This window comes from Enterobacter sp. AN-K1 (assembly GCF_020971765.1).
Lineage (GTDB): Bacteria > Pseudomonadota > Gammaproteobacteria > Enterobacterales > Enterobacteriaceae > Enterobacter > Enterobacter hormaechei_C.
The window spans coordinates 962764-987933 of the sequence record NZ_CP087390.1; the positions used below are offsets into that span (position 1 = coordinate 962764).

Annotated in this window: 22 protein-coding genes and 1 pseudogene; 3 read left to right on the plus strand and 20 right to left on the minus strand. The window is 53.1% G+C overall.

Features of this window, described 5'->3' with window-relative positions:
• Positions 1-367: 367 nt before the first annotated feature.
• Positions 368-4255 (minus strand): phosphoribosylformylglycinamidine synthase, encoded by a 3888-nt coding sequence (gene purL / locus LOC22_RS04530; protein WP_160176806.1) that lies wholly within the window; start codon positions 4253-4255, stop codon positions 368-370.
• A 267-nt stretch (positions 4256-4522) separates the two neighbouring features.
• Here purL and mltF point away from each other — a divergent pair, with 267 nt between their 5' ends.
• Positions 4523-6073 carry a membrane-bound lytic murein transglycosylase MltF gene (gene mltF / locus LOC22_RS04535; RefSeq protein ID WP_230239400.1) on the plus strand — a complete coding sequence of 517 codons (1551 nt, stop codon included), beginning with the start codon at positions 4523-4525 and terminating at the stop codon, positions 6071-6073.
• On the opposite strand, the gene tadA is transcribed toward mltF, so the two are convergent.
• Genes tadA through murQ form a run of 4 tightly spaced genes read right to left on the minus strand, consistent with a single transcriptional unit; the run spans position 5961 to position 9434 of the window.
• Positions 5961-6500, minus strand: coding sequence for a tRNA adenosine(34) deaminase TadA (gene tadA / locus LOC22_RS04540; RefSeq protein ID WP_022649032.1), 540 nt, complete (start codon positions 6498-6500; stop codon positions 5961-5963). The two genes, mltF and tadA, sit on opposite strands and share 113 nt — an antisense overlap.
• Before the next feature lie 24 nt (positions 6501-6524).
• On the minus strand, positions 6525-7160 hold the full coding sequence (yfhb, locus tag LOC22_RS04545) for a phosphatidylglycerophosphatase C (protein WP_017383550.1): 636 nt from the start codon (positions 7158-7160) through the stop codon (positions 6525-6527).
• 3 nt (positions 7161-7163) lie between these two features.
• Positions 7164-8528 carry a PTS transporter subunit EIIC gene (locus tag LOC22_RS04550; RefSeq protein ID WP_015572146.1) on the minus strand — a complete coding sequence of 455 codons (1365 nt, stop codon included), beginning with the start codon at positions 8526-8528 and terminating at the stop codon, positions 7164-7166.
• A 9-nt stretch (positions 8529-8537) separates the two neighbouring features.
• Positions 8538-9434: an N-acetylmuramic acid 6-phosphate etherase gene (murQ, locus tag LOC22_RS04555; RefSeq protein ID WP_015572145.1), complete on the minus strand. Its 897-nt coding sequence runs from the start codon at positions 9432-9434 to the stop codon at positions 8538-8540.
• Positions 9435-9552: 118 nt separating this feature from the next.
• On the opposite strand from murQ, the gene LOC22_RS04560 reads away from it, so the two are divergent.
• Entirely contained in the window at positions 9553-10401 is an 849-nt protein-coding gene (locus LOC22_RS04560) for a MurR/RpiR family transcriptional regulator (RefSeq protein WP_003860702.1), read from the plus strand.
• A gap of 56 nt (positions 10402-10457) precedes the next feature.
• Entirely contained in the window at positions 10458-10718 is a 261-nt protein-coding gene (locus LOC22_RS04565) for a YfhL family 4Fe-4S dicluster ferredoxin (RefSeq protein ID WP_003860704.1), read from the plus strand.
• Here the strand turns inward: LOC22_RS04565 and acpS are convergent.
• The 15 genes and pseudogenes from acpS to LOC22_RS04640 all read right to left on the minus strand — a co-directional run bounded on the left by acpS (position 10715) and on the right by LOC22_RS04640 (position 25131).
• A complete protein-coding gene (acpS, locus tag LOC22_RS04570) occupies positions 10715-11095 on the minus strand; it encodes a holo-ACP synthase (RefSeq protein WP_015572144.1) in 381 nt (126 codons plus the stop codon). The two genes, LOC22_RS04565 and acpS, sit on opposite strands and share 4 nt — an antisense overlap.
• A complete protein-coding gene (gene pdxJ / locus LOC22_RS04575) occupies positions 11095-11826 on the minus strand; it encodes a pyridoxine 5'-phosphate synthase (RefSeq protein WP_015572143.1) in 732 nt (243 codons plus the stop codon). The genes acpS and pdxJ overlap by 1 nt, the downstream gene beginning before the upstream one ends.
• Positions 11827-11901: 75 nt before the next feature.
• Positions 11902-12609 carry a DNA repair protein RecO gene (gene recO / locus LOC22_RS04580; RefSeq protein ID WP_230239401.1) on the minus strand — a complete coding sequence of 236 codons (708 nt, stop codon included), beginning with the start codon at positions 12607-12609 and terminating at the stop codon, positions 11902-11904.
• A gap of 17 nt (positions 12610-12626) precedes the next feature.
• Complete coding sequence (gene era, locus LOC22_RS04585) at positions 12627-13532, minus strand: GTPase Era (RefSeq protein WP_003860709.1); 906 nt, start codon at positions 13530-13532, stop codon at positions 12627-12629.
• Positions 13529-14209: a ribonuclease III gene (rnc, locus tag LOC22_RS04590; protein WP_003860711.1), complete on the minus strand. Its 681-nt coding sequence runs from the start codon at positions 14207-14209 to the stop codon at positions 13529-13531. The genes era and rnc overlap by 4 nt, the downstream gene beginning before the upstream one ends.
• Before the next feature lie 223 nt (positions 14210-14432).
• On the minus strand, positions 14433-15407 hold the full coding sequence (lepB, locus tag LOC22_RS04595; RefSeq protein WP_006811565.1) for a signal peptidase I: 975 nt from the start codon (positions 15405-15407) through the stop codon (positions 14433-14435).
• Between the two features lie 15 nt (positions 15408-15422).
• Positions 15423-17228: a translation elongation factor 4 gene (gene lepA, locus LOC22_RS04600; protein WP_003860714.1), complete on the minus strand. Its 1806-nt coding sequence runs from the start codon at positions 17226-17228 to the stop codon at positions 15423-15425.
• Positions 17229-18204: 976 nt separating this feature from the next.
• Complete coding sequence (locus tag LOC22_RS04605; protein WP_047729224.1) at positions 18205-19137, minus strand: RNA-guided endonuclease InsQ/TnpB family protein; 933 nt, start codon at positions 19135-19137, stop codon at positions 18205-18207.
• Between the two features lie 145 nt (positions 19138-19282).
• Entirely contained in the window at positions 19283-20953 is a 1671-nt protein-coding gene (locus LOC22_RS04610; protein WP_032635822.1) for a FliC/FljB family flagellin, read from the minus strand.
• Positions 20954-21711: 758 nt separating this feature from the next.
• Entirely contained in the window at positions 21712-22134 is a 423-nt protein-coding gene (locus LOC22_RS04615) for a hypothetical protein (RefSeq protein WP_006811569.1), read from the minus strand.
• A 116-nt stretch (positions 22135-22250) separates the two neighbouring features.
• Positions 22251-22589 (minus strand): annotated as a pseudogene (locus LOC22_RS04620) (recombinase family protein); the annotation flags it as partial.
• Positions 22582-23745, minus strand: a complete 1164-nt coding sequence (locus LOC22_RS04625) for a hypothetical protein (protein WP_230239402.1) — start codon at positions 23743-23745, stop codon at positions 22582-22584. The gene LOC22_RS04625 and the pseudogene LOC22_RS04620, both read right to left, overlap by 8 nt.
• A 58-nt stretch (positions 23746-23803) precedes the next feature.
• The gene (gene cor, locus LOC22_RS04630; RefSeq protein ID WP_064489611.1) at positions 23804-24037 is read right to left on the minus strand and encodes a phage exclusion lipoprotein Cor; all 234 of its coding nucleotides are present in this window, start codon (positions 24035-24037) and stop codon (positions 23804-23806) included.
• 107 nt (positions 24038-24144) lie between these two features.
• Positions 24145-24816 (minus strand): hypothetical protein, encoded by a 672-nt coding sequence (locus tag LOC22_RS04635; RefSeq protein WP_064489610.1) that lies wholly within the window; start codon positions 24814-24816, stop codon positions 24145-24147.
• Positions 24817-25131: a hypothetical protein gene (locus LOC22_RS04640; protein WP_032610596.1), complete on the minus strand. Its 315-nt coding sequence runs from the start codon at positions 25129-25131 to the stop codon at positions 24817-24819.
• Positions 25132-25170: the final 39 nt, after the last annotated feature.

Below are 25170 nucleotides of genomic sequence, written 5' to 3' on the forward strand. Positions count from 1 at the left end.
AGGCACCTTTTTGTGCGTCATTCGAAGTTTATGTAGCACGTCCCGAAGGGGCTGACATAAGAAGGTGAATGAGCCACTGGTTACTATTATGCAACGTGCGTGCCAGATTGCAAAAATTGATACTATCCTTATGATTAATAATCGTTTTATTATTAAAATGCATTGATTGTCAGGTGAATGATTTCCAGGCTAAGTGTCGCTATTAAGCAACACCTTAATGGGAACCCGTCCTGATATATATAAATCAATAAGTTAAATGTCTCTTATTGGAGACACTCAACCCAGAGGATTGTCGCGATTTTGCGACAGGTACAAAAAAGCCCGGTGGCGCTCGCGCTTACCGGGCCTACAGTCAGGGCGTTGAAACTTAACCCAGTTGTTTACGCGCGTTGCGGAAAATGCGCATCCACGGGCTGTCCTCGCCCCAGTTTTCCGGGTGCCAGGAGTTGCTAACGGTACGGAAGACACGCTCCGGGTGCGGCATCATGATCGTCACCCGACCGCTTTCGCTGGTGACGGCGGTAATGCCATTTGCCGAACCGTTCGGGTTAGCCGGATAGGTTTCGGTGACCTTGCCGAAGTTATCAACAAAGCGCAGCGCCACCAGTCCTTTGCTTTCAAGCTGAGCCAGGTGCGCCGCATCACGCACTTCAACCTGACCTTCACCGTGCGAAACCGCGATTGGCATCTGTGAACCGACCATTCCCTGCAACAGCAGAGACGGGCTTTGGGTCACTTCTACCAGGCTGAAGCGCGCTTCGAAGCGGTCAGACTGGTTACGCACAAAGCGCGGCCAGGCTTCGCTGCCCGGGATCAGCTCGCGCAGGTTAGACATCATCTGACAGCCGTTACACACGCCCAGCGCCAGCGTCTGCGGACGATGGAAGAAGGCTTCGAACTCGTCACGCACGCGGCTGTTGAACAGAATAGACTTCGCCCAGCCTTCGCCCGCGCCCAGCACGTCGCCGTAGGAGAAACCGCCGCAGGCGACCAGCGCCTGGAAATCATCCAGCCCGGTACGCCCGGCCAGCAGGTCGCTCATGTGGACGTCGATGGCGTCAAAGCCCGCCCGGTGGAAGGCCGCCGCCATCTCAACGTGGGAGTTAACGCCCTGCTCGCGCAGCACGGCTACTTTCGGACGCGCACCGGTCGCAATGTACGGCGCGGCAATGTCTTCGTTAATGTCGAAGCTGAGCTTCACGTTCAGGCCAGGATCGTTGTCGTTCGCCTTCGCGTTGTGTTCCTGATCGGCGCATTCCGGATTGTCACGCAGGCGCTGCATCTGCCAGGTGGTTTCCGCCCACCACATACGCAGCGTGGTGCGGCTTTCGCTGAACACCGCGTGGCCGTCGGCTTCAATCACGAAGCGGTCGCCCTGCACCGCTTTACCGAGATAGTGTACGCAGTCTGCCAGACCGTGCTGCGCCAGAATCGCTTCCACCGCGTCGCGATCTGCGGCGCGTACCTGAATGACCGCGCCAAGCTCTTCGTTAAACAGCGCTGCCAGGCGGTCTTCGCCAAGCGTGGCAATGTTTGCTTCAACGCCGCAGTGACCGGTGAAGGCCATCTCTGCCAGCGTCACCAGCAGGCCACCATCGGAACGGTCGTGGTAGGCCAGCAGCTTACGCTGCGCCACCAGCGCCTGAATTGCGTCGTAGAAGCCTTTCAGCTGAGCGACGTCGCGCACGTCGGCTGGCTTATCGCCGAGCTGGCGGTAAACCTGCGCCAGCGCGGTGGCGCCCAGTGCGTTATGGCCTTTGCCGAGGTCAATCAACAGCAGGGCGTTATCTTCAGTGGAAAGCTGCGGCGTAACGGTATGACGCACGTCTTCCACGCGCGCAAACGCGGTGATCACCAGCGACAGCGGAGAGGTCATCTCGCGCTGCTCGTTACCTTCCTGCCAACGGGTTTTCATCGACATGGAGTCTTTACCCACCGGAATGGTCAGGCCGAGCGCAGGACAGAGCTCTTCACCCACAGCTTTCACCGCTTCGTACAGGCCGGCATCTTCGCCCGGGTGACCGGCAGCGGCCATCCAGTTCGCGGAAAGTTTGATACGTTTGATATCGCCAATCTGCGTCGCGGCGATGTTGGTCAGCGCTTCACCGACCGCCAGACGGGCAGAAGCGGCGAAGTCCAGCAGCGCCACTGGCGTGCGTTCGCCCAGGGCCATCGCTTCGCCGTAGTAGCTGTCGAGGCTCGCGGTGGTCACGGCGCAGTTAGCGACCGGGATCTGCCACGGGCCGACCATCTGATCGCGCGATACCATACCGGTCACGGTACGGTCGCCGATGGTGACCAGGAAGGTTTTCTCTGCCACGGCAGGCAGGTGCAGCACGCGGTTAACCGCTTCTGCCACGGTGATGCCCTGGCGATCCAGCGCTTTGCCCGCCGCTTTGCGAGTCTGCACGTCGCGGGTCATCTTCGGCGTTTTGCCGAGCAGCACGTCCAGCGGCAGATCGATCGGCTGGTTGTCAAAGTGGGTGTCGCTTAAGGAAAGGTGCTGCTCTTCGGTCGCTTCACCGATGACCGCATACGGCGCGCGCTCGCGGCGGCACAGCTCGTCAAACAGCGGCAGCTGATCGGCGGCAACCGCCAGCACGTATCGCTCCTGGGATTCGTTACACCAGATCTCCAGCGGGCTCATGCCCGGCTCATCGCTCAGGATATCGCGCAGGTTGAAGCGTCCGCCGCGACCGCCGTCGCTCACCAGCTCAGGCATAGCGTTGGAGAGTCCACCCGCGCCCACGTCGTGGATGAACAGAATCGGGTTGGCATCGCCCAGCTGCCAGCAGCGGTCGATCACTTCCTGACAACGGCGCTCCATTTCCGGGTTGTCGCGCTGCACGGACGCGAAGTCGAGATCCGCATCAGACTGGCCGGAAGCCATAGACGAGGCTGCCCCGCCGCCCAGACCGATGTTCATTGCCGGGCCGCCGAGCACGATCAGCTTCGCGCCGACGACGATCTCGCCTTTCTGCACATGATCGGCGCGAATGTTGCCGATCCCGCCCGCCAGCATGATCGGTTTGTGGTAGCCGCGCAGCTCTTCGCCGTTGTGGCTGTCCACTTTCTCTTCGTAGGTACGGAAGTAACCGTTCAGCGCCGGACGACCAAATTCGTTGTTGAACGCCGCGCCGCCCAGCGGGCCTTCGGTCATGATATCCAGCGCGGTGACAATGCGCTCTGGCTTGCCGAAGTCTTCTTCCCACGGCTGCTCAAAGCCCGGAATACGCAGATTGGAAACGGAGAAACCGACCAGACCCGCTTTTGGTTTCGCGCCGCGACCGGTCGCACCTTCGTCACGGATTTCACCGCCGGAGCCGGTCGCTGCACCCGGCCACGGGGAGATCGCCGTCGGGTGGTTGTGGGTTTCCACTTTCATCAGGATATGCGCAGGCTCCTGGTGGAAGTCATAGCGCCCCGCTTCGCGGTCGGCGAAGAAGCGGCCCACCTCGGAACCTTCCATCACCGCGGCGTTGTCTTTATAGGCAGACAGCACGTGGTCAGGGGTTTGCTCCATGGTGTTTTTGATCATTTTGAACAGCGACTTCGGCTGCTGTTCGCCGTCGATAATCCAGTCGGCGTTGAAAATCTTGTGGCGGCAGTGCTCGGAGTTGGCCTGCGCGAACATATACAGTTCGATGTCGTTCGGGTTGCGATTCAGCTTAACGAATGCATCCTGAAGGTAGTCGATTTCATCTTCTGCGAGCGCCAGACCAAGACGCAGGTTTGCGTCGATCAACGCCTGACGCCCCTGCCCAAGCAGATCCACGCTCTGTACCGGCGCAGGCTGATGGTGGGAGAACAGTTTCTGCGCATCATCCAGAGAATCAAACACGCTCTCCATCATGCGGTCGTGCAGCTCTGCGGCAACCACCTGCCACTGCGCGTCGCTCAGGGTTGACGCTTCCACATAGTACGCCACGCCGCGCTCCAGACGGTTAATCTGGTTCAGGCCGCAGTTGCGAGCGATGTCGGTGGCTTTGGAAGACCAGGGGGAGATGGTGCCAGGGCGTGGCGTGGCGAGGATTAATTTGCCGGTCGGCGTATGGCTGCTCAGGCTTGGGCCATATTTAAGCAGGCGTTCCAGCTGTACGCGCTCCTCTGCATTCAGGGGGGCGTTCAGGTCAGCAAAATGGACATACTCAGCGTAAATATTGCTTACCGGAAGGTCGGCCGCCTGAAAACGTGCCAGCAGTTTGTTAATACGGAAGGCAGACAGTGCAGGCGAACCACGCAGAATTTCCATCATAAGTCTCTCGTCTTCGAAGCGCCGGGGCGCTTACAGTGTGCGCAAGGGGGGAAAACGGGCGTCATTATAGAGAATCCTGAGCGCCGACGAAACCGTTTGCGTCGAAATAAAATCATCCTTTATGTTTAACAATAGATGTGACCTGTCTCTCTAATTGGTTGCCAACTGGCGCTACTTTGCGCAAAATGCCGCTCAATCAATGGCAAACTCTACTCTTAACATGACTACAGCACACTGAGGCAACCGGCGTCGCAGAGAATTAACTAATTGAAAAAATTAAAGATTAATTATCTGCTCATCGGCATTGTTACGTTGCTGCTGGCAGTGGCCCTCTGGCCGTCTATCCCCTGGTTCGGCAAGGCCGAAAACCGTATCGCCGCCATTCAGGAGCGGGGGGAGTTGCGCGTCAGTACCCTCTCCTCCCCGCTTATTTACGACGATATCAACGGTAAAACCATCGGTCTTGATTACGAACTGGCACAGCTGATTGCGGACTATCTGGGCGTGAAGCTGAAAGTTACCGTGCGGCAGAACATCAACCAGCTATTTGATGATTTGGACCATGACCGTGCCGATATTCTCGCCGCAGGTCTGGTGTACAACAGCGAACGCAGCAAAAACTATCAGCCGGGCCCGACCTATTACTCCGTGTCGCAGCAGGTGGTTTATCGTGTGGGTAGCCTGCGCCCGCGCTCACTGGCCGACATCACCGACCAGCAATTGACCATTGCGCCAGGCCATGTGGTGATTGACGATCTGCGGGCGTTGAAAGAGAAAAAATACCCTAACCTCAGCTGGACGGTCGATCCTAAACTCGGCACGACTGAATTGCTGGAGCAGGTAAAAGATAAAAAGCTGGCCTATACCATTGCTGATTCGGTGGCGATCAGCCTTTTCCAGCGCGTTCATCCTGAAATCGCCGTGGCGCTGGATGTGACCGACGAACAGCCGGTGACCTGGTTTACCCAGCTAGACGACGATCAAACCGTCTCTGCGGCTATGCTCGATTTCTTTAATTCCATCAATGAAGACGGCACCCTGGCGCGCCTGGAAGAGAAATATCTCGGTCACGGGGACGATTTTGATTACGTTGACACCCGCACTTTCCTGCGCGCGGTGGACAGCGTGCTGCCGGACCTGCAACCGCTGTTTGAGAAGTACGCCGAGGAGATTGACTGGAAGCTGCTGGCGGCAATTTCCTACCAGGAATCGCACTGGGATGCTCAGGCCACCTCCCCCACGGGCGTGCGCGGGTTGATGATGCTGACCAAAAATACCGCCCAGAGCCTCGGCATCAGCGACCGGACCGATGCGGAACAGAGCATCAGCGGCGGCGCGCAGTATTTAGAGGATATGATGGCGAAAGTGCCGGAGACGGTCCCGGAAGGGGAGCGTATCTGGTTTGCGCTGGCCGCCTATAACATGGGTTATGCGCACATGCTCGACGCGCGGGCGCTGACGGCGAAAACCAAAGGTAACCCGGACAGCTGGTCAGATGTAAAACAGCGCCTGCCGCTGCTTAGCCAGAAACAGTGGTACCAGAAGCTGACGTACGGCTATGCGCGCGGGCATGAAGCGTATGCCTACGTGGAAAATATTCGTAAGTACCAGATAAGCCTGGTGGGATATCTGCTGGAGAAAGAAAAAGAGGCAGCCGAGGCGCAACAGCTGGCTGAAAGCTATCCGGTGGTCGCACCGGACGAGCTTAATCATCCTGCGGTTTCAATTCTGCCTTTTGTTGCTTTTTCTGCTGCCGACGCATTCGAAAAAAGTCACTTAACAGACCCGAACATTCTGGTGCAAGTACCCCGCCGATAGTTTTCACCTGGTGGTTCATCCCCGGATGCCCAAGTACGTCCATCAGTGAACCAGCAGCGCCCGTCTTTTCATCCCGCGCGCCAAACACCAGCGTACCGATTCGGCTGTGCACCATCGCCCCGGAGCACATTACGCACGGCTCAAGGGTGACATACAGGGTGGTATCAAGCAGACGATAGTTTTGCAGCACCAGTCCGCCCTGACGCAGCGCCATAATTTCAGCATGCGCGGTAGGATCGTGACGGCCAATCGGACGGTTCCACCCTTCCCCAATCACCTGATTGTTATGGACCAGTACCGCGCCCACGGGCACTTCGCCCTCTTCCCAGGCGCGCTGAGCCAGCGCCAGCGCATGGCGCATCCAGTATTCATGATTGTGTTCAGGGTTGGACAAGGGCTGATACTCCAGTCGAAAAGCGGGCGGCATTATACACAGCCGGTACAGATAAGACTATTCGAGTTGCTGAAGTTCGCCCAGAGGCGTGACGCGCCAGCGGTGCTGGCAAAAATAGAGCAGCGGGTTGTCCTGCTTGCTGTCGCTGTAGCCGCTGTACAGACGCAGCGGCGTACCGATGCGTTTCTCCAGCTGCACCACTTTTTCATGTCCGAGGCAGCGCATAGTCAGCACCCAGCCGCCGTAGCCGCGCGCGATTTGTGTCGCGATAAGATTCACGCGCGGCAGCCAGGGCGTATCAAAATAGACATGCTCCACCAGCGTCTGCGGGGAGCCGGTAATCAGCCAGATATCGGCATCGTTGGCGTCGAGATAGCTGGTCAGGCGCGCCTGTACCACGGGAAACGCGGCGACGTGCCCGCGAAACCAGTGCGCAAAATCCTGTTCGAGCTGCTTAAGGCGCGCTTCGCTATGACCAAACGTGCATCCCCAGAGCAGCAGGCTCATCGGCCAGCGCGCTGCACGGCCTTTCACCAGCAGCGCGATACCAATAACGGGTAACAGGGGTAATACCAGCAACGCGTTAAGGGGCTGGCGCCGCAGCAGGTAGCGCATAAAGGTGCCGAACATATCCTGCTGATGCAGCGTTCCATCCAGATCAAAAAAGACAACGCGACGCTCGTGACTGGCCAAACCTTACTCCTCTGGGTCGTTGAATCCTAACAGCCAGGTAAACAGGAACCCGGCGATCACCGCTACCAGATAGCCTAACAGATAGAGCATCACTTTTCCGGTCACGATGGTTAATGCCAGCGGTAAACCGGAGATCCCGAAGGTAATGACGGTCGCCACTTTCCAGTAGCTGATTAACGCCCCGCCCACCGCGCCACCGAGGCAGGCGGCCAGGAACGGCTTACCCAGTGGCAAGGTCACGCCGAAAATCAACGGTTCGCCGATACCGAGTAACCCGACCGGCAGCGCCCCTTTAATGACCTTTTTCAGACGCGCGTTGCGGGTTTTCATCAGCACCGCGATGGCCGCGCCGACCTGCCCAACGCCCGCCATCGACAGGATCGGCAGCAGTGCGTTATAGCCGTGCGCCTGTACCAGTTCGACGTGGATCGGCACCAGCCCCTGATGCAGACCGGTCAGCACTAACGGCAGGAAGGTCCCGGACAGCACGGCCCCCACCAGCAGCCCGCCGCGATCGATCGCCAGAGACGCGCCGTGGGCGATGGCTTCAGAGATCGCGCCACCTAACGGTTGTAGCGCCACAATCGCCACGCTCCCGGTAATCAATGTGGTCAGCAGCGGGTTGAGGATCAGCTCAATCGAGCCTGGCAGCAACGCGCGCAGCTTTTTCTCGATCCAGCACATCAGAATGACCACCAGCAGCACGGCAATCACCCCACCGCGGCCTGGCTGAAGCGCCTCGCCAAACAGCGTAATCTGCGCCAGCTGCGGGCTGGAGAGGATACCCGCCATTACACCGCCCATCGCCAGCGAGCCGCCGAACACTTTGGCCGTGTTTACCCCCACCAGAATGTTCATGATGGCAAACACCGCGCTGCCGAAAATCGCCAGAATACCCAGCAGGTTCGGATACTGGGTGGCGAAATTCCCGACAATATCCGGACGCTTGAGGATATTGATAATCCCGGTGATCAGCCCCGATGCGATAAACGCCGGGATCAGAGGAATAAAGACGTTTGCCAGCTGGCGCAGCGCATCGCTCATGGGGGCTTTGTATTTGGCTTTCGCCTGCGCTTTGGTGCGTTCCGCGTCGTCAAAGGCGGGAGCCGTTTCACTGCCCGTCATCAGGGCGCGCATGGCATCAACCACCTGCGCCGCTTTGCCCGGACCGACAATCAGCTGGTGCTGTTGCCCCTGTTTAACGTACCCGCTCACGCCGGGGAGCTGCTTCAGGCGCGTTAAATCAAGCTTTTCGTCGTTGTGCACCTCGACGCGTACACGCGTCATGCAGTTTTCCAGACGCTGAATATTTTTTTCCCCACCGATCCCAAGCAGGATGTCGCTGGCGAGCGCTGCTGTTTTGTCCATACACGCCTCTTATTGGTGTTCTAATGCCGCCCGTAAAAACCCGTGATGGGCTTCGAGCCTGGCTCTGGCCGCGGCTGCATCCAGCCCGGTTAATATCATCAGAATGGCGGGTTTGACGTCGTAATCGGTCTGTTTGAGTACCGCTTCCGCCTCTTCCCGACCTGCCCCTGTCGCCTCTATCACCATGCGGCAGGCTCTGTCCACCAACTTGACGTTGGTGGCCTGCATATCCACCATCAGGTTTTGGTAGACCTTGCCGAATTTCACCATCGCGCCGGTGGAGATCATATTGAGCACCAGCTTCTGCGCGGTTCCCGATTTCAGGCGCGTGGAGCCGGTGAGCGCTTCCGGCCCGACGACCGGAGAGATGGCAATGGCGGCCACCTGCGCAATCGGCGAACCCGGGTTACAAGAGATGGCCACCGTGGTACATCCCGTCTGTCTGGCGTATTCCAGCCCACCAATGACGTACGGCGTACGACCAGAAGCCGCCAGCCCGACGACCAGATCCTGCGCGGTCAGGTTCAGCGCCCTGAGATCGTCTTCCCCAAGCTGTTTATTGTCTTCTGCCCCTTCCACCGCTTTCAGCAGCGCGCCGGGGCCACCGGCAATCAGGCCAACGACCAGACCGTGCGGAACGCCAAAGGTCGGGGGACACTCTGAGGCATCCAGCACACCGAGTCGCCCACTGGTACCCGCCCCCATGTAAATAATGCGTCCTCCTGCTTTCAGAGCGTCGGCAGCGGCGTCTACGGCTTTCGCCACCTCGGGCAATGTCTCTTTGACTGCCAGCGCGACGAGGGTATCCTGTTGATTAAAGCGGTTTACCAGCTCCAGCGTGGACAGTGCATCAAGATCCATGGTTTGCGGGTTACGCGTTTCAGAAACAAGAGAGCCTAGATTCATGTTATTTACCTCTGGAATTTTTAATTCATAATAAACGCACTATAATGGAATATAAAATTCATTCAGGCGAGCAAAATTCGTATTTGCGCGGGTAATCACATTTTCGCCAGGAGACCGTATGAACTGTTTAATTCGTATTCGCCAGCGCTACGCAGGGTTTGCCCAGAGTGACAAAAAGCTGGCGGATTATTTACTTTCCCAGCCCGATCGCGCGCGACACCTCAGCTCCCAGCAGCTGGCAGGCGAAGCCGGGGTGAGCCAGTCGAGCGTGGTGAAATTTGCCCAGAAGATAGGCTATAAAGGCTTTCCGGCGCTAAAACTGGCGATCAGTGAAGCACTGGTAAGCAACCCTAATCCGCAGTCAATGCCGGTGCATAACCAGATCCGCGGCGACGATCCGATGCGTCTGGTCGGCGAAAAGCTGATCAAAGAGAACGTGGCGGCAATGCATGCCACGCTGGATGTGAACACGGAAGAGAAGCTGCTGGAAAGCGTAGCCATGCTTCGCGACGCGCGGCGTATTGTATTGACCGGGATCGGCGCCTCCGGACTGGTTGCGCGTAACTTTGGCTGGAAGCTGACAAAAATCGGCTATAACGCCATCGTTGAACAGGATATGCACGCGCTGCTGGCGACCGTGCAGGCCATGGATCCTGACGATTTACTGCTGGCCATCTCCTATTCCGGCGAGCGTCGTGAAATTAATATGGCTACCGACGAAGCCCTGCGCGTAGGAGGAAAAATTCTGGCGATTACTGGCTTCAGCCCGAATGCGCTCCAGCAACGGGCCACCCGCTGTCTGTATACCATTGCCGAGGAACAGGCCACTCGCAGTGCGGCGATTTCGTCGACGAGTGCGCAGATGATGCTGACGGACCTGCTGTTTATGGCGCTGGTTCAGCAGGATCTGGAGCGTGCGCCAGAGCGTATTCGTCACAGCGAAGAGCTGGTAAAAAAACTGGTCTGAACAACGAATGAGCGTATAATGCCCGCCCTGTTTGTGATGTTTCTGAGAATTTCCTGATGGCGCTGTTAATCACCAAAAAATGCATCAACTGCGATATGTGCGAACCCGAATGCCCGAACGAGGCGATTTCGATGGGCGACAGCATTTATGAGATTAACAGCGACCGCTGCACCGAATGCATCGGCCACTATGAGACGCCGACCTGCCAGAAGGTGTGCCCCATTCCCAATACGATCTTAAAAGATCCGGCACACGTCGAGAACGAAGAACAGCTGTGGGATAAGTTTGTCCTGATGCACCATGCGGACAAAATTTAACTCTCGATGATCACCGTCGCACAGGCGTAGTGGCGTTCATCTGCAAGCGTTACGTGCATGTGCGCCACGCCCAGCTTTTCCGCCAGCTTAAGCGCCTCGCCCCATAAACGCAGACGTGGCTTACCCAGCTCATCGTTAAACACTTCAAACTGGTTAAACGCCAGGCCGTTACGAATGCCCGTGCCGAACGCTTTCGCCGCCGCCTCTTTTACCGCGAAACGCTTTGCCAGAAAGCGCACCGGCTGTTGATGCGCCTCCCAGATAGCCCATTCGTTATCGCTCAGCACGCGTCTTGCGAGGCGATCGCCGCTCCGGGCGATCACCGCTTCAATGCGGGCTATTTCAACGATGTCGGTGCCTAAGCCCAGAATAGCCATTACTGACGCGCTTCCAGCATCAGGCGCTTCATCTCGGAAACCGCTTCTTTCAGACCGCTCATCACCGCACGGCCAATGATGGCGTGGCCGATGTTCAGCTCGTGCATTTCCGGCAGGGCAGCGATGGCTTTTACGTTGTGATAGGTCAGGCCGTGACCGGCGTTAACCTTCAGTCCCAGGCTCGCGGCGTAGGTTGCCGCTTTGGCGATTCGCTCCAGCTCTTTCGCCTGCGCTGCATCGTTTTCGGCATCGGCATAGCAGCCGGTGTGAATTTCAATATACGGCGCACCCACGTCGGCAGCGGCTTTAATCTGGGTGAAATCGGCGTCGATAAACAGAGAAACCAGGATACCGGCATCCGCCAGGCGTTTGCAGGCATCGCGCATTTTGTCGAGCTGCCCGGCCACATCCAGACCGCCTTCGGTGGTCACTTCCTGACGCTTTTCCGGCACCAGGCAGCAGAAATGCGGTTTGGTCTCGCAGGCAATCGCCAGCATCTCTTCGGTGACCGCCATCTCCAGATTCATGCGGGTGTCCAGCGTCTGACGCAGGATGCGCACGTCCCGGTCGGTGATGTGGCGACGATCTTCACGCAGGTGAACGGTAATGCCGTCGGCGCCAGCCTGCTCAGCGATAAACGCCGCCTGAACCGGATCGGGATACGCGGTACCGCGTGCATTACGTAACGTGGCGATGTGATCGATATTGACGCCTAACAGTAATTCAGCCATGACAATCCTCGGTATTTTTGTTCATTTACCTTCTCCCTCTCCCTCCGGGAGAGGGCTGGGGTGAGGGGTAAAACATTAGCGTTTCGGCATAAACTGCCTGAATAATTCGCGGCTCTTTAAAGGTTTGCCCCCAAGATACGGCTTGAGCGCAATTCGGGTAAAGCGTTTTGCCGCACGCAGGGTGTCGGCGTCCGGGAACTCGCGTTCATACAGTGCTCTGAGCTGGCGCCCGGTAAAGGTGCTGTTATCGACGACGACACTGGCAATAAAGCCCTTTTCCGCACGATAGCGATAGGTCATGGTATCTTCTACCTCGTCGCCGCTTCCCGCACAGTGCAGAAAATCAACGCCGTAACCAAGGTGCCCGAGCAGAGCCAGTTCGAAACGACGCAGCACAGGCTCAGGGGTGCCGGTTGCGCCAGCAAGTGCCTGAATACAGTGCAGGTAATCAAAGAAAAGTTCAGAGAAGCGGGTCTCATGTTCAAGAACCCGTGAGATGAGTTCGTTAACATACAAACCGCTGTAGAGCGTGATACCAGAAAGAGGAAGCGCCAGGGAGACGGCTTCAGCACTGCGCAGGGTTTTGACTTCCCCTCGCCCGCCAAAGCGGACCAGCAGCGGGGTGAAAGGCTGCAAGGCACCTTTCAGATTAGAACGTCTGGAACGTGCGCCTTTGGCAACAAGGCGCACGCGACCGGACTCTTCCGTGAAGACGTCCAGCATCAGGCTGGTTTCGCTCCAGGGACGACTATGCAGGACAAAGGCGCGCTGCCATCCATCCATATGCTCGTCGTCTTAGGTTACTGATCTTCGCCGTAACCGAGGCTGCGCAGCGCACGCTCATCATCGGCCCAGCCAGATTTCACTTTCACCCACAGTTCCAGGTGAACCGGTGCTTCAAACATGTCCTGCATGTCTTTACGGGCTTCGATTCCGATAGTTTTGATCTTGGCGCCTTTATTGCCGATCACCATCTTCTTCTGCCCTTCACGCTCAACGAGGATCAGACCGTTAATATCGTAGCCGCCACGCTCGTTGCTCTGGAAACGCTCGATCTCCACCGTCACAGAGTACGGCAGTTCAGCGCCCAGGAAACGCATCAGCTTCTCACGGATGATTTCAGACGCCATAAAACGCTGAGAGCGATCGGTGATGTAGTCTTCCGGGAAGTGATGAGTCGCTTCCGGCAGATGCTTGCGCACGATACCCGCGATGGTATCAACGTTCAGACCCGTTTCCGCAGACAGCGGGACGATGTCCAGGAAGTTCATCTGGCTGCCCAGCCATTGCAGGTGCGGCAGCAGATCGGCTTTTTCCTGCACGTTGTCCACTTTATTGACTGCGAGGATCACCGGCGTTTTGCCGTCGCGCAGCTTGTTCAGGACCATTTCGTCGTCCGGCGTCCAGCGGGTGCCTTCCACAACGAAAATCACCAGCTCTACGTCGCCAATGGAGCTGCTCGCCGCCTTGTTCATCAGACGGTTGATGGCGCGCTTCTCTTCCATGTGCAGGCCCGGTGTATCGACGTAGATCGCCTGATACGCGCCTTCAGTATGGATACCGACGATGCGGTGACGCGTGGTCTGCGCCTTACGCGAGGTGATAGAAATCTTCTGCCCAAGCAGATTATTCAGCAGGGTGGATTTGCCAACGTTCGGACGTCCGACGATGGCAATAAATCCGCAATAGGTTTTGTCGATGCTCATTCCAGCTCCAGCATTTTTAACGCCTGTTCGGCGGCAGCCTGTTCAGCCTTACGACGGCTTGAACCCGTGCCGACCACCGGTTCACTCAGGCCACTGACCTGGCAATGGATGGTAAATTCCTGATCGTGGGCTTCGCCACGCACCTGCACCACCAGATAGGATGGCAGCGGCAGATGACGACCCTGCAAATATTCTTGCAGACGCGTTTTAGGATCTTTTTGTTTATCGCCCGGGCTGATTTCGTCCAGGCGGGTCTGATACCAGTTAAGGATCAGCTTTTCTACGGTCTGGATATCGCTGTCCAGGAACACGCCACCGATCAATGCCTCGACCGTATCGGCAAGGATGGATTCACGACGGAAACCACCACTTTTCAGCTCACCTGGCCCCAGACGCAGGCATTCACCCAGCTCAAACTCGCGTGCGATTTCAGCGAGGGTATTGCCGCGCACCAGCGTGGCGCGCATGCGGCTCATATCACCTTCGTCCACACGCGGAAAACGATGATAAAGCGCATTTGCAATCACAAAACTTAAAATAGAGTCGCCTAAAAACTCGAGACGCTCATTATGTTTGCTGCTGGCACTGCGATGGGTTAATGCCTGTTGCAACAACTCCTGATGATGAAAAGTGTAGCCCAGCTTCCGTTGAAGCCGATTAATTACGATGGGGTTCATGCGATACCAATAAATGAATGCGTCAAAAATGCAGCACACGAAACCGACCTGAGAAAACCAACGCGGTTTCGTGTGCCGTGGCACCCTTGCAGGGCCAACCTTAAACTTCGGGGGAATATTCTATACACAACGACAGGGGATGTCGTTAGTTCAAAGAGATTTATCGCTGAAATAATTCACGTAGCGGCGAATAAAAGCCGCTACGTGTTATTTTTGGCGAAAATTAATGAATTCCGCCAATACGATTCAGGCGAACGCCGGTCGGCCACTCGCCTTCCTGCTTCTCAAAACTCATCCAGATAGCGGTTGCTTTACCGACCAGATTCGCTTCCGGCACAAAGCCCCAGTAACGGCTGTCCGCAGAGTTATCGCGGTTATCACCCATCATGAAGTAGTGTCCCGGCGGCACAATCCAGGTCGCCAGCTGTTGGCCTGGCTGCTGGTAGTACATTGCCAGCTGATCCTGTGCGATGGGCACGGTCAGAATGCGGTGAGTAACATCGCCCAGCGTCTCTTTGCGTTCAACCAGACGAATGCCATTCTCTTTGGTTTCACCTTTTGGCACCTGGAAGAATCCGCTGGTCGCTTCACCGCCGTTACGGCGGGCGAAGGTCTGCACAAAATCAGCTGGCTCAACGTTGGAGTAAGTGACTGGTAGCGCATTTTCACATGCGGTGCCAGAGCTACAGCCTGGCTGAATGGTCACCTCTTTCGCCACCGGATCGTAGGTCACTTTATCGCCCGGCAGACCTACCGCGCGTTTAATATAATCCAGCCGCGGATCTTCCGGATATTTAAACACCACGATATCGCCACGTTTCGGATGACCCGTTTCGATCAGCGTTTTCTGGTAGATCGGATCTTTGATGCCATAGGCAAACTTCTCAACCAGAATGAAATCACCGATCAGCAGCGTTGGCATCATCGATCCTGACGGGATCTGGAACGGTTCATAGATAAATGAACGCACCACCAGCACAATCGCCAGCACCGGGAATACCGATGCCCCTGTTTCCAGCCAGCCCGGTTTTGGGCCGACTTTTTTCAGGGTTTTCGCGTCCAGCGCATCGCCCGTGGCTGCCTGCGCGGCAGCCTGACGTTCACGGCGTTTTGGGGCGAAGATAAACTTATCGAGGCACCACAACAGACCTGTCACCAGGGTAGCGATGACCAGGATCAGGGCAAACATGTTCGCCATGCCAACTCCTTAAGGTTATTTACCGTTACCGTCTTTACCAACATGAAGGATGGCAAGGAATGCTTCCTGCGGCAGCTCAACGTTACCGACCTGCTTCATACGCTTCTTACCTTCTTTCTGCTTCTGCAACAGCTTTTTCTTACGGCTGACGTCGCCGCCGTAGCACTTAGCCAGAACGTTTTTACGCAGCTGCTTCACGGTTGAACGGGCAATGATGTGGTTACCAATGGCCGCCTGAATCGCAATGTCAAACTGCTGACGCGGGATCAGATCTTTCATCTTCTCAACCAGCTCACGACCACGGTACGGTGCGTTATCGTTGTGGGTGATCAGCGCCAGCGCATCCACACGCTCGCCGTTGATCAGCACGTCCACACGAACCATGTTCGAGGCCTGGAAGCGTTTGAAGTTGTAGTCCAGCGACGCATAGCCACGGGAGGTAGACTTCAGACGGTCGAAGAAGTCGAGCACCACTTCTGCCATCGGAATTTCATAGGTCAGCGCCACCTGGTTACCGTGGTAAACCATGTTGGTCTGCACGCCACGCTTCTCAATACACAGGGTGATCACGTTACCGAGGAACTCCTGCGGCAGCAGCATGTGACACTCTGCGATTGGCTCGCGCAGTTCCTGAATATTATTCAGCGGCGGGAGCTTGGACGGGCTGTCGACGTAGATCACCTCTTTCGATGTGGTTTCTACTTCGTAGACAACCGTCGGGGCGGTGGTGATCAGATCCAGATCGTATTCACGCTCCAGACGTTCCTGAATGATCTCCATGTGCAGCAGACCGAGGAAGCCACAGCGGAAGCCAAAGCCCAGCGCCGTTGAGCTTTCTGGCTCGTAGAACAGGGAGGCATCGTTGAGGCTCAGCTTTCCGAGCGCATCGCGGAAGTTTTCGTAATCGTCAGAGCTGACCGGGAACAGACCCGCATAAACCTGCGGTTTCACCTTTTTGAAGCCTGGCAGCGCTTTATCTGCCGGGTTACGTGCACCGGTCAGGGTATCACCCACCGGCGCGCCGAGGATGTCTTTAATTGCACAGACCAGCCAGCCCACTTCGCCGCATTTCAGTTCGGTACGGTCAACCTGTTTTGGCGTGAAGATGCCCAGACGGTCAGCGTTGTAGACCTGGCCGGTGCTCATGACCTTGATTTTGTCGCCTTTACGCATGGTGCCGTTTTTAATACGCACCAGCGAGACAACGCCGAGGTAGTTATCAAACCAGGAGTCGATGATCAGCGCCTGTAGCGGCGCATCCGGGTCGCCTTCCGGCGGCGGAATATCACGCACCAGACGTTCCAGTACGTCCGGAACACCGACACCGGTTTTCGCCGAGCAGCGCACTGCATCGGTCGCATCAATACCGACGATGTCTTCAATCTCTTCCGCTACGCGCTCAGGATCGGCGGCTGGCAGGTCGATTTTATTCAGAACCGGCACCACTTCAAGATCCATTTCCATGGCGGTGTAGCAGTTTGCCAGCGTCTGGGCCTCTACGCCCTGCCCGGCATCCACCACCAGCAGCGCGCCTTCGCAGGCCGCCAGCGAGCGTGACACTTCATAAGAGAAGTCAACGTGCCCTGGGGTGTCGATAAAGTTCAGCTGATAGGTTTCACCATCGGAAGCTTTATAGTCGAGCGTCACGCTCTGCGCTTTGATGGTAATACCGCGTTCGCGTTCCAGGTCCATGGAGTCCAGAACCTGGGCTGCCATTTCACGATCAGACAGGCCACCGCAAATCTGGATAATACGGTCAGACAGCGTCGACTTACCGTGGTCAATGTGAGCAATGATGGAGAAATTTCTTATGTTTTTCATATGTATGGATTTATTTACTCGCTATGCGGATTAAATCTTCTTGATGGACACAGCGGTGGACACTCCACAGTAACTACCCCATCAACGACTGGCATGCATATTACACTGTAGCGCCCAAATCGTCAGCATACGATCTCCTGTTCATTGAGTGATAACGAGTGCCTACAGTTAAGCAATGTAAATTAAATTGTTGGGCAGTCATCATCACCCAGCGCGCGGTTGATGAAGAACGTCACTCTACCAAGCACCTCCCCCCTTCCAGAGCAGCACCTTCGATCGCTTCGCCATCATCTGTCATGAGTGACAGCCCCATCAGATTGGCAAACTGTGTGTGGCAGTCGCACAGAATCAACAACACATCACCTGGCGTCTTCTTCATTACAGGTTCGATTACCGCAAAGCCTGTATCAGTTTCGAAGCTCGCTCTGCAACTCTTACTATCGCCCCATCACCGGCCAGTCGCCGCCCGTTTTGCATACGACAGGCGGCAGTTTACTTTACTCGTTCTATTGAGAATAATGCGTGTATTACTCAGCTTTTTTTATCTTCTTTTTCTGCCTCGTAAATTGCTCTTATACTTCAATTTCCACTCATTGTTCCGTAGACAGCCAATAGAGCAGTCAAGTAATCCTATTTTGTAAACAAGCTTGGTAACCTGAGTCTGTCGCAGACCCAGTAAGTTTTAAGCCTATTTTCAAGAATCATTGAGGGGCGGTACTAGTTGAGATACCGAGTGGTTTATAAATTACGTTTTGAGTTAGCTTTTAACTTTCACAACTGAAAACTCGCAAATCCATTTCAACATACTTATATACTTCTACTTGTAAAGTATTGGACCAGACGTTGACATTCTCAATAACAATCAAGAGATTCTTGCTTCAACGGAAGTTGAATTAACCTTCCTCCACAAGCAGAAACGACATGCCCTGCCGCTTAAAATTCGTCACATAGTACAACATCATCACGGAAAAAACCGTTACAAGAGTTTACTCTCCCGGCGAATAATTTCACCACCCAGCCACTCTTGTTTGTATATCAACTGCCTGACAAATTCGTATCTCGTACTCGGAGTGTTATCGTTCTTGGCAGATACAGAATCCATCAAGTTCACAACCTCAACAACTGCGTGATTTTTACAAATTGCCGTGGTTGCTTTATGGATATTATCAAGTCTTATCCTTGCTGCCTTTGATCTTACTCTATCAATTTTACCTTTGGTTTTTAGCCAATTTTTGCTGTATTTCTTTCTTCTCGCCAGTGTTTTATTGAGACGGATTAACTTTTTCTTTTCTTCCGCTTGGTAAGTGTTATCACCGCCAACCCCAGATGACAGATGAACGCTATTCACATTATTAAGTACAATTGTAGTTTTGATATCAGAGGGGTGTATTGGATCAGGAACTGTTTGCTCTGTATTAAAACTGATATACCATTTTCCCTGATTAAGGGAAATAGTTGCATTTTTTAAATCACCAATGATTTCACGGCTCTTGCGATACTTTACCCAGCCGACTTTAGGGAGAGATACCAGTTTTTTTTCTTGATCTACTCTAACCCTTTGGCATGGTATACGGAAAGAATCATGCCGACCTTTCTTTTTAAACTTTGGATATTGTGATTTGCCGGTGAAAAAGTTTCTGAATGCTCTGTCTAAATCTCTTAACGATTGCTGTAAACACTGAGATGGAGCTTCTTTCAACCAAGAAAGGCTCTCTTCATTCTTCCATTCCACTAATTCAGAAGCCAGCTGATTGTAGCCTATGAATTTTTTACCCGAACGGTAATTCTCGTTAAGAAGAGCAAGGCCTTTGTTGTAAACAAAACGACAGGAACCAGCAAAGGCCAAAAAGTCAGATAACTGACCTTTGTTTGGTTCAAGCAAAAATTTGAATGCCTGTTTTTTAATCACAACTGTACCTGTGTAAACGGAGCAAAACTGGTGAAATGCTAAATCATCGTGCGAGCTTTGATTAGAGGATTTGACTACTTTTAACGAGCTTATTCAGCCAATAAAAAAGCCCCACATATATGGGGCTTTGACACTTAATATGAAATTAGCCTTGCAGCAGAGACAGAACCTGCTGAGGAACTTGGTTAGCTTTGGACAGCACGGAGTTACCTGCCTGCTGAATGATCTGCGCTTTGGACATATTCGACACTTCAGTCGCATAGTCGGCATCCTGAATACGGGACTGCGCTTCAGACAGGTTGGTAGTGGTGTTATTCAAGTTAGTTACCGCAGAGCTCAGACGGTTCTGTACTGCACCCAGAGAAGAACGGAACTTATCGATAGAGGCGATAGCATCGTCCAGCGCTTTCAACGGGTCAGAAGTAGCTGCCGAAGCACCTTGCGCTTCTGTGGTTATTGAACCATCGGCTGCCTTATACAGAGCCGCTCCTTTATCATCAATAAAGCTTCCGTTAGCAAATTCTTGATAAGTAGTAGTTACCGTTTTTTCTGTATCAGTAGTTAGCTTTCCATCTAAATCCAGGTTAACAGCTTTACCGCCAGCAGTTACCGCTCCACCTGCATCAGCGTCGTAAGAAGCAGCACCGTTAGTAACAGTATAAACTTTACCAGATAATGCTGTTGCCATATCGTCAGCAGAGATCGATGCACCTGTAATTTTAAATCCTGTTGCACCTGAACCAGTAGTTGTTAACGTACCTTTATCAGCCGTGGTAATTTCGCTTGCAACAGCAGAAGCGCCAGACATCAATCCTGCAAGCGTAGCTGCTGGAGGCGTGCCTGCACTGTTCTTGGTCAAGTTACCTGTAGTATCAAGATACAGTTGTGCATTATCATCAGCCGCAGTGATATTTCCTGCGCTATCAATGATAACATCTTGAGTGGTTGTACCAATTTTAACTGTAGCAGTAGCGGAACCACCCTTGGTCAGATAGTTGAGGGCATTTGCTGATGTTACATCTGTTGCATCAAATTTGTAGGACTTGCTGGCTGTATCAAAGGTGTAATCAGCGTCAGCATCAACGCCTAAACCGTTAGAGATGGTTGGTGCTGTCTGGCTGATTTTACTGCCGTTTGCAACGCTATTCAGCAAGTCAGCTGTAGTCGCTGACTGATAAGTAGTAACATCATTTTTAGTCCAGGTGTTGTTACCGTTTGCTCCTGGAGTCTTAGTAAAGCCGGTCAGGTCTGCTTCGGTCAGTTTAGCATTATCAACAGCACCTTTACCATTTACATTAAACCCTTTCAGATTCAAAGTATCCGAATCGATTTTTTTAAGGTCAATACTGATGGTCTGACCATCGTTTGCACCAACCTGAATTTTCATAGAGCCGTCTTTAGCCAGCACGTTCACACCGTTGAACTGAGTCTGACCGGAAACGCGGTCAATTTCGTCCAGACGGGATTTGATTTCGTCCTGGATGGAGTCCAGATCAGACTGGGAGTTAGTACCTGTAGAAGACTGAACGGTAAGTTCACGGATACGCTGTAAGTTGTTGTTGATTTCAGACAGTGCGCCTTCAGTGGTCTGCGCAACGGAGATACCGTCGTTGGCGTTACGCGCAGCCTGAGTCAGACCTTTAATGTTAGAGGTGAAGCGGTTGGCAATCGCCTGGCCAGCAGCGTCATCTTTTGCACTATTGATACGCAGGCCGGATGACAGACGCTCAATGGCTGTTGACATCGCAGACTGGTTCTTGTTGATGTTGTTCTGAGTGATCAGCGAGAGGCTGTTGGTATTGATGACTTGTGCCATGATAGTAATTCCTATTTGACTGAACTTAAATTAAGTTTACGGCTTCCACCATTTGGCTCCTGCGCCGCTATGTTCACTATCGGCAAAGTATTCTGGACCTTTAGAAGAAAAAGTGAAAACCGTCCCCATCTGCTTTCAGGCCCCAAGCGAAACAGAACTGTATGCTTGTGATAATTTCGTTTTAACGCCCTTCAACCCACCATAATAAAGCCATATAATTCAATATGTTGAGCATCGTAAATAAACTATCTCGTTTGACAAACTGGCTACCTCTTATAAACCTCTAATCTCTTCATTTCTCAGCACTCAACAAGCGAGCATAACCCGATGTTCCGATGGTAAGACCTATCCAAGGCGCAAATGCTTAGCTATCTCATCGGATGGCACCTTGTTTTATCTGTCTTTTTTAGTAGGTGTATGTAAGATGGTTTTACATTACAGTCATTCTCTGTCTAATACATGATCAGGAGATTTGTTCAGTGAATGTTTCTGCCCGTTTTGTTATACTATTAAATCTTGCATGCGCTGCTTTATTATTTACTCTACTCAATGCTAGGTTTGATTTATTCTGATCAGGATCTCATTTTACTTACTCGAAATCCCTCCTAAGATTCATGCATGTACATATCTTACATCCAATCGAGTAGTAAATCGAAAATCATCAGGGAGAATAATGACTTGATAAAGGACGTGATCATTGACCATCGTCCTAACTTTCCATAAACAGGTGGGTATTTAGTGTATGAACCCTCGTCCAACTAGTTCCTTCCGATTACCCTTAAAGCACTTTTCATGGTGATGTTTTTCCTTGTTACATATTTGGATGCTTGTTTTAAGGCATTATTCATTGCTATTACAGTCACAGGCCTAGCTAACCCTTTAACTCGATTTGATCTACTCTGGAAAACATAAATATCAGAAGGATTGCAATCCTTTCTGTACGCAATTAACTTAGAAAGCAATAAATTTAATCTAATTGTTCGTGGCTCAAATTTTGGAGTTCCAGCCAAGTGCAGCATGTCATCTTCGATATCGGAATATCTAATAGTAATCACCCTGCTGCCTTCAGCACGGAGAGAAAACAATGTTAACCATAAGTCTGCCCATGTTGATGAGATTTTAGACAATTCAAAGTGAATAGCCCTAAACTCTTCAGGTGTAATAGAATCTGTTTTTGCCATGAATACCCCCAATGCTCAACCCAACCGTTTACCAAAATTTCAACAACTTTATTACATTATTTCAATACTTTATTACGAAAATTGGATTAAATGTTCAATATTTTTTTCCTCTACCCCTACCGCGCCGGAAATTTTTTATACAAGGTGCACACCGCAACGTCGTAAATAATCGCCACCTGCTTTCTGTCCATTCCGTTTGCGATCAGCCTGCCAGCCTGCGCCCATTGCTCAGGGGTTAACTTCGGCCTTCTGCCGCCTATGCGCCCTTTCTCCCGGGCTGCCGCCAGTCCTTCCCGGGTGCGCTCAACAATCAACTCCCTCTCCATTTCCGCCAGGGCTGACATAATATGGAAGATGAAGCGCCCCATCGGGCTGGATGTATCGATACTGTCCGTGAGGCTCTTAAAGCGGATACCGCGATGCCGGAGTTCGTCGACCAGAAGATTTTTAGAACGCCCTCAATTTACCTTCAAGCTCTGCGACCCTTCTTAGCAACTGCCTCACAACCGGCACAAGATACGCTGATGCAACTTCCGCAACATCAACAATCATACCGTCTTCGATGATGCCGCCCTCACCATCATTCAGCTCCTGTCGTTCGATCAGTTCCTCGTTACGCGCCAAAATGTCCTGAGCACGAAAACCGGCACGAACCTTATCGGGTGACCATTTAAGCGTATAGAGAATTGACTCCCAGTCCTGAATAAAGCTCACTGCCTCCTCTTCACTGATGACTTTTTTCTCATTCTTGACACGGATATCTGAGACGGCTGGAGTGATAGTCCCGTTGCTGGTCTGAATCACACTTCCGCCCTGAATGAAGTACCAGTACGAACCAAAGGTGCCGTCATCACTTACGCTTATTAACGCACCGCTATTAGCAGCTTGTCCCGAGCTGTGCATGTATCCACCAAAAGCAGCATTGAGTGTATACGTGCCAGTACCAAACCTCGCAACAAACGGTTTGCAGGCAAAGGAATTAGAAGTTGCATTTGTCGTTTTCTGAGTCACAAGCCCCCCAGCTGGGCCGCCGAGAGACGTAGTGAGTGGTGCATCAATTGCAGACATTCTGTTGATATCTGAATTGTTACCAGAAGCAGCTGCGCCAAGCTTTACGCGAGCACCTGAAGCAGTATTATCACCTGTTCCGCCCTGGCTGATGCTTAGAGCCGTAGTAAGCCCACTAAGGCTGGTAATGTCGTTGTTTGCACCTTTTTTCGCCAGGGATTTCTGGCCGGGTACCGTGACAGCCGCGCCGTTAATCGTGATGGTGACGTCTGTAGTACCGTTCATCACATCAGCGAATCCGCTCATGTAACGCTGGTACATAGTGAAGGTTTCAGCGATGTCCTGCGCAAGACCGTCAACGCTCAGGCTGTCGCTCAGAAGAATGGCAAACCGGGTTCCGGCGGGAACAGTTGGGTTAGCTGCTGGCGTTACGGTGAGACTTGTTGCGCTGCCGATGTTGGTAATCTGAAATACCTGCACAGGGCTGGTCATTGCAATAACGGTACAGCCGTTACGAATAAGAGAACCAGCAGCAGTGAAGTTTGTGCCGGTACCTGTAAGGGTGTTTCCGCTGATGGCGATAGTGCCAGTAGTATAAATCATGTTTTCTCCAGGCAATAAAAAACCCCGCCGGAGCGGGGTTTGTTCAAAACTGAATGGGTTAGTGGCAGGTGGTGCTGGTGAATGTGTTGGCGCTCACCCATGACCAGTTAAAGGGATAACCGGCGCGGTACTGCGTCTGATTATTTTGCTTGCGGACTCCGTAGATCTGGACGCTGCGTTCCTGTCCGCCAACCAGGGCTGTTCCGGTGCATACGGGTTGCTGCTTCTCAATAACGCCAGCGCAACCGGAGAGCAATACCGCTACCGCCAGGTAAAGAATCATATTTTTCATAGTGGTTATATCCCAGGGCATTCATGAAGCTACACAATAACAATATGAATCAACGGGATATAATTGATTTGATAGATCAATTATTCAAAATTGATCGCTAAAAACGATCAATCATAGTTGGCGCAGTTAATGGCCATAATCACGTTCCTCAGATTCGAATACGCAACGTTCTGAAGGTTGCCGCCTGGGGTTGTCTGCGGCCTGGCGAATATCCGCGTATTGCTTCCCTCAAGCTTTGCCATGCTCTTGTAAATGGCCGAGTAAGGCTGCGGCTGGCCGCCAGCCGATATAACCCCGGTAATTAGCCCCAGCATGGCAGGTATACAGGCCCACTTCCCAGCCAGAGTTGAATTGATGTTGTATCCTGAGCTGGCATCCACCCCGGCGGTACCGAGACTGACTACGTCACTCAGCGTGCGCGTTTCGTTTGTTAAAATCAGCGACCCTGATGCATCCCACACTGCCAGCCCGTAGTCTGGCTTTGTTTGAGGGAAAATTGAGAAAAAATAAACGTAAGCCGTGCCGGTCGCAGTAGGTCTGAGGAAATCTACTGTAATCGTATTCCCGTTTACAGTCTGGGTAATTTCCACTTCAACAGTGCAGTGTACAAAAGCGATAACAGGCTGCCCTGCGGGGAAGGTGTGCGTAACTTTTGTGTTGAAACCAGATGTTCCCTGTAATACCGCCGTCTTACGGGCCTGCAAAGCAATTGGCGAGCTGTTAGCGGTTACCCATACCTCGCCACTCGTAGTTGTAAGTAAAACACCGTACTGCGCCATTTATGCCTTCTCAATCTGGAATATTAAAAATGCCGCCATCGCGGGCTCAGTGCCTGCTGAGTAATCGGTATCTCCCGCAGACGATACAGTTGCAGTTCCTCCCGAGATTGTTATCTTCCTCCTCCCTGTGCCCCATTGGTCATCATTCATGACCTGAAAGTAGGTCAACTTGCAGCCTGGTGGTAGCACTACGGAATAAGAGCCTGACTTCTGATTAACGGCAAGTTGAAGGTAACCACTGACGCTGACAGGTTTAATTCCGTAGTTGTTTACGTTTCCGGAAGCGTCCCATGTCTGGACCCCATATTCGGCCATTTACAACTCCATACTAAAAAGGGCCTCATGTGAGGCCCG

Excerpts from the sequence above, each read along its gene's own strand:
- purL (WP_160176806.1), bottom strand. The coding sequence starts at position 4,255 with ATGATGGAAATTCTGCGTGGTTCGCCTGCACTGTCTGCCTTCCGTATT.
- tadA (WP_022649032.1), bottom strand. The coding sequence starts at position 6,500 with ATGCCGCCCGCTTTTCGACTGGAGTATCAGCCCTTGTCCAACCCTGAA.
- LOC22_RS04550 (WP_015572146.1), bottom strand. The coding sequence starts at position 8,528 with ATGGACAAAACAGCAGCGCTCGCCAGCGACATCCTGCTTGGGATCGGT.
- murQ (WP_015572145.1), bottom strand. The coding sequence starts at position 9,434 with ATGAATCTAGGCTCTCTTGTTTCTGAAACGCGTAACCCGCAAACCATG.
- LOC22_RS04560 (WP_003860702.1), top strand. The coding sequence starts at position 9,553 with ATGAACTGTTTAATTCGTATTCGCCAGCGCTACGCAGGGTTTGCCCAG.
- LOC22_RS04565 (WP_003860704.1), top strand. The coding sequence starts at position 10,458 with ATGGCGCTGTTAATCACCAAAAAATGCATCAACTGCGATATGTGCGAA.
- acpS (WP_015572144.1), bottom strand. The coding sequence starts at position 11,095 with ATGGCTATTCTGGGCTTAGGCACCGACATCGTTGAAATAGCCCGCATT.
- pdxJ (WP_015572143.1), bottom strand. The coding sequence starts at position 11,826 with ATGGCTGAATTACTGTTAGGCGTCAATATCGATCACATCGCCACGTTA.
- recO (WP_230239401.1), bottom strand. The coding sequence starts at position 12,609 with ATGGATGGATGGCAGCGCGCCTTTGTCCTGCATAGTCGTCCCTGGAGC.
- era (WP_003860709.1), bottom strand. The coding sequence starts at position 13,532 with ATGAGCATCGACAAAACCTATTGCGGATTTATTGCCATCGTCGGACGT.
- rnc (WP_003860711.1), bottom strand. The coding sequence starts at position 14,209 with ATGAACCCCATCGTAATTAATCGGCTTCAACGGAAGCTGGGCTACACT.
- lepB (WP_006811565.1), bottom strand. The coding sequence starts at position 15,407 with ATGGCGAACATGTTTGCCCTGATCCTGGTCATCGCTACCCTGGTGACA.
- lepA (WP_003860714.1), bottom strand. The coding sequence starts at position 17,228 with ATGAAAAACATAAGAAATTTCTCCATCATTGCTCACATTGACCACGGT.
- LOC22_RS04610 (WP_032635822.1), bottom strand. The coding sequence starts at position 20,953 with ATGGCACAAGTCATCAATACCAACAGCCTCTCGCTGATCACTCAGAAC.
- LOC22_RS04615 (WP_006811569.1), bottom strand. The coding sequence starts at position 22,134 with ATGGCAAAAACAGATTCTATTACACCTGAAGAGTTTAGGGCTATTCAC.
- LOC22_RS04625 (WP_230239402.1), bottom strand. The coding sequence starts at position 23,745 with ATGATTTATACTACTGGCACTATCGCCATCAGCGGAAACACCCTTACA.
- cor (WP_064489611.1), bottom strand. The coding sequence starts at position 24,037 with ATGAAAAATATGATTCTTTACCTGGCGGTAGCGGTATTGCTCTCCGGT.
- LOC22_RS04635 (WP_064489610.1), bottom strand. The coding sequence starts at position 24,816 with ATGGCGCAGTACGGTGTTTTACTTACAACTACGAGTGGCGAGGTATGG.
- LOC22_RS04640 (WP_032610596.1), bottom strand. The coding sequence starts at position 25,131 with ATGGCCGAATATGGGGTCCAGACATGGGACGCTTCCGGAAACGTAAAC.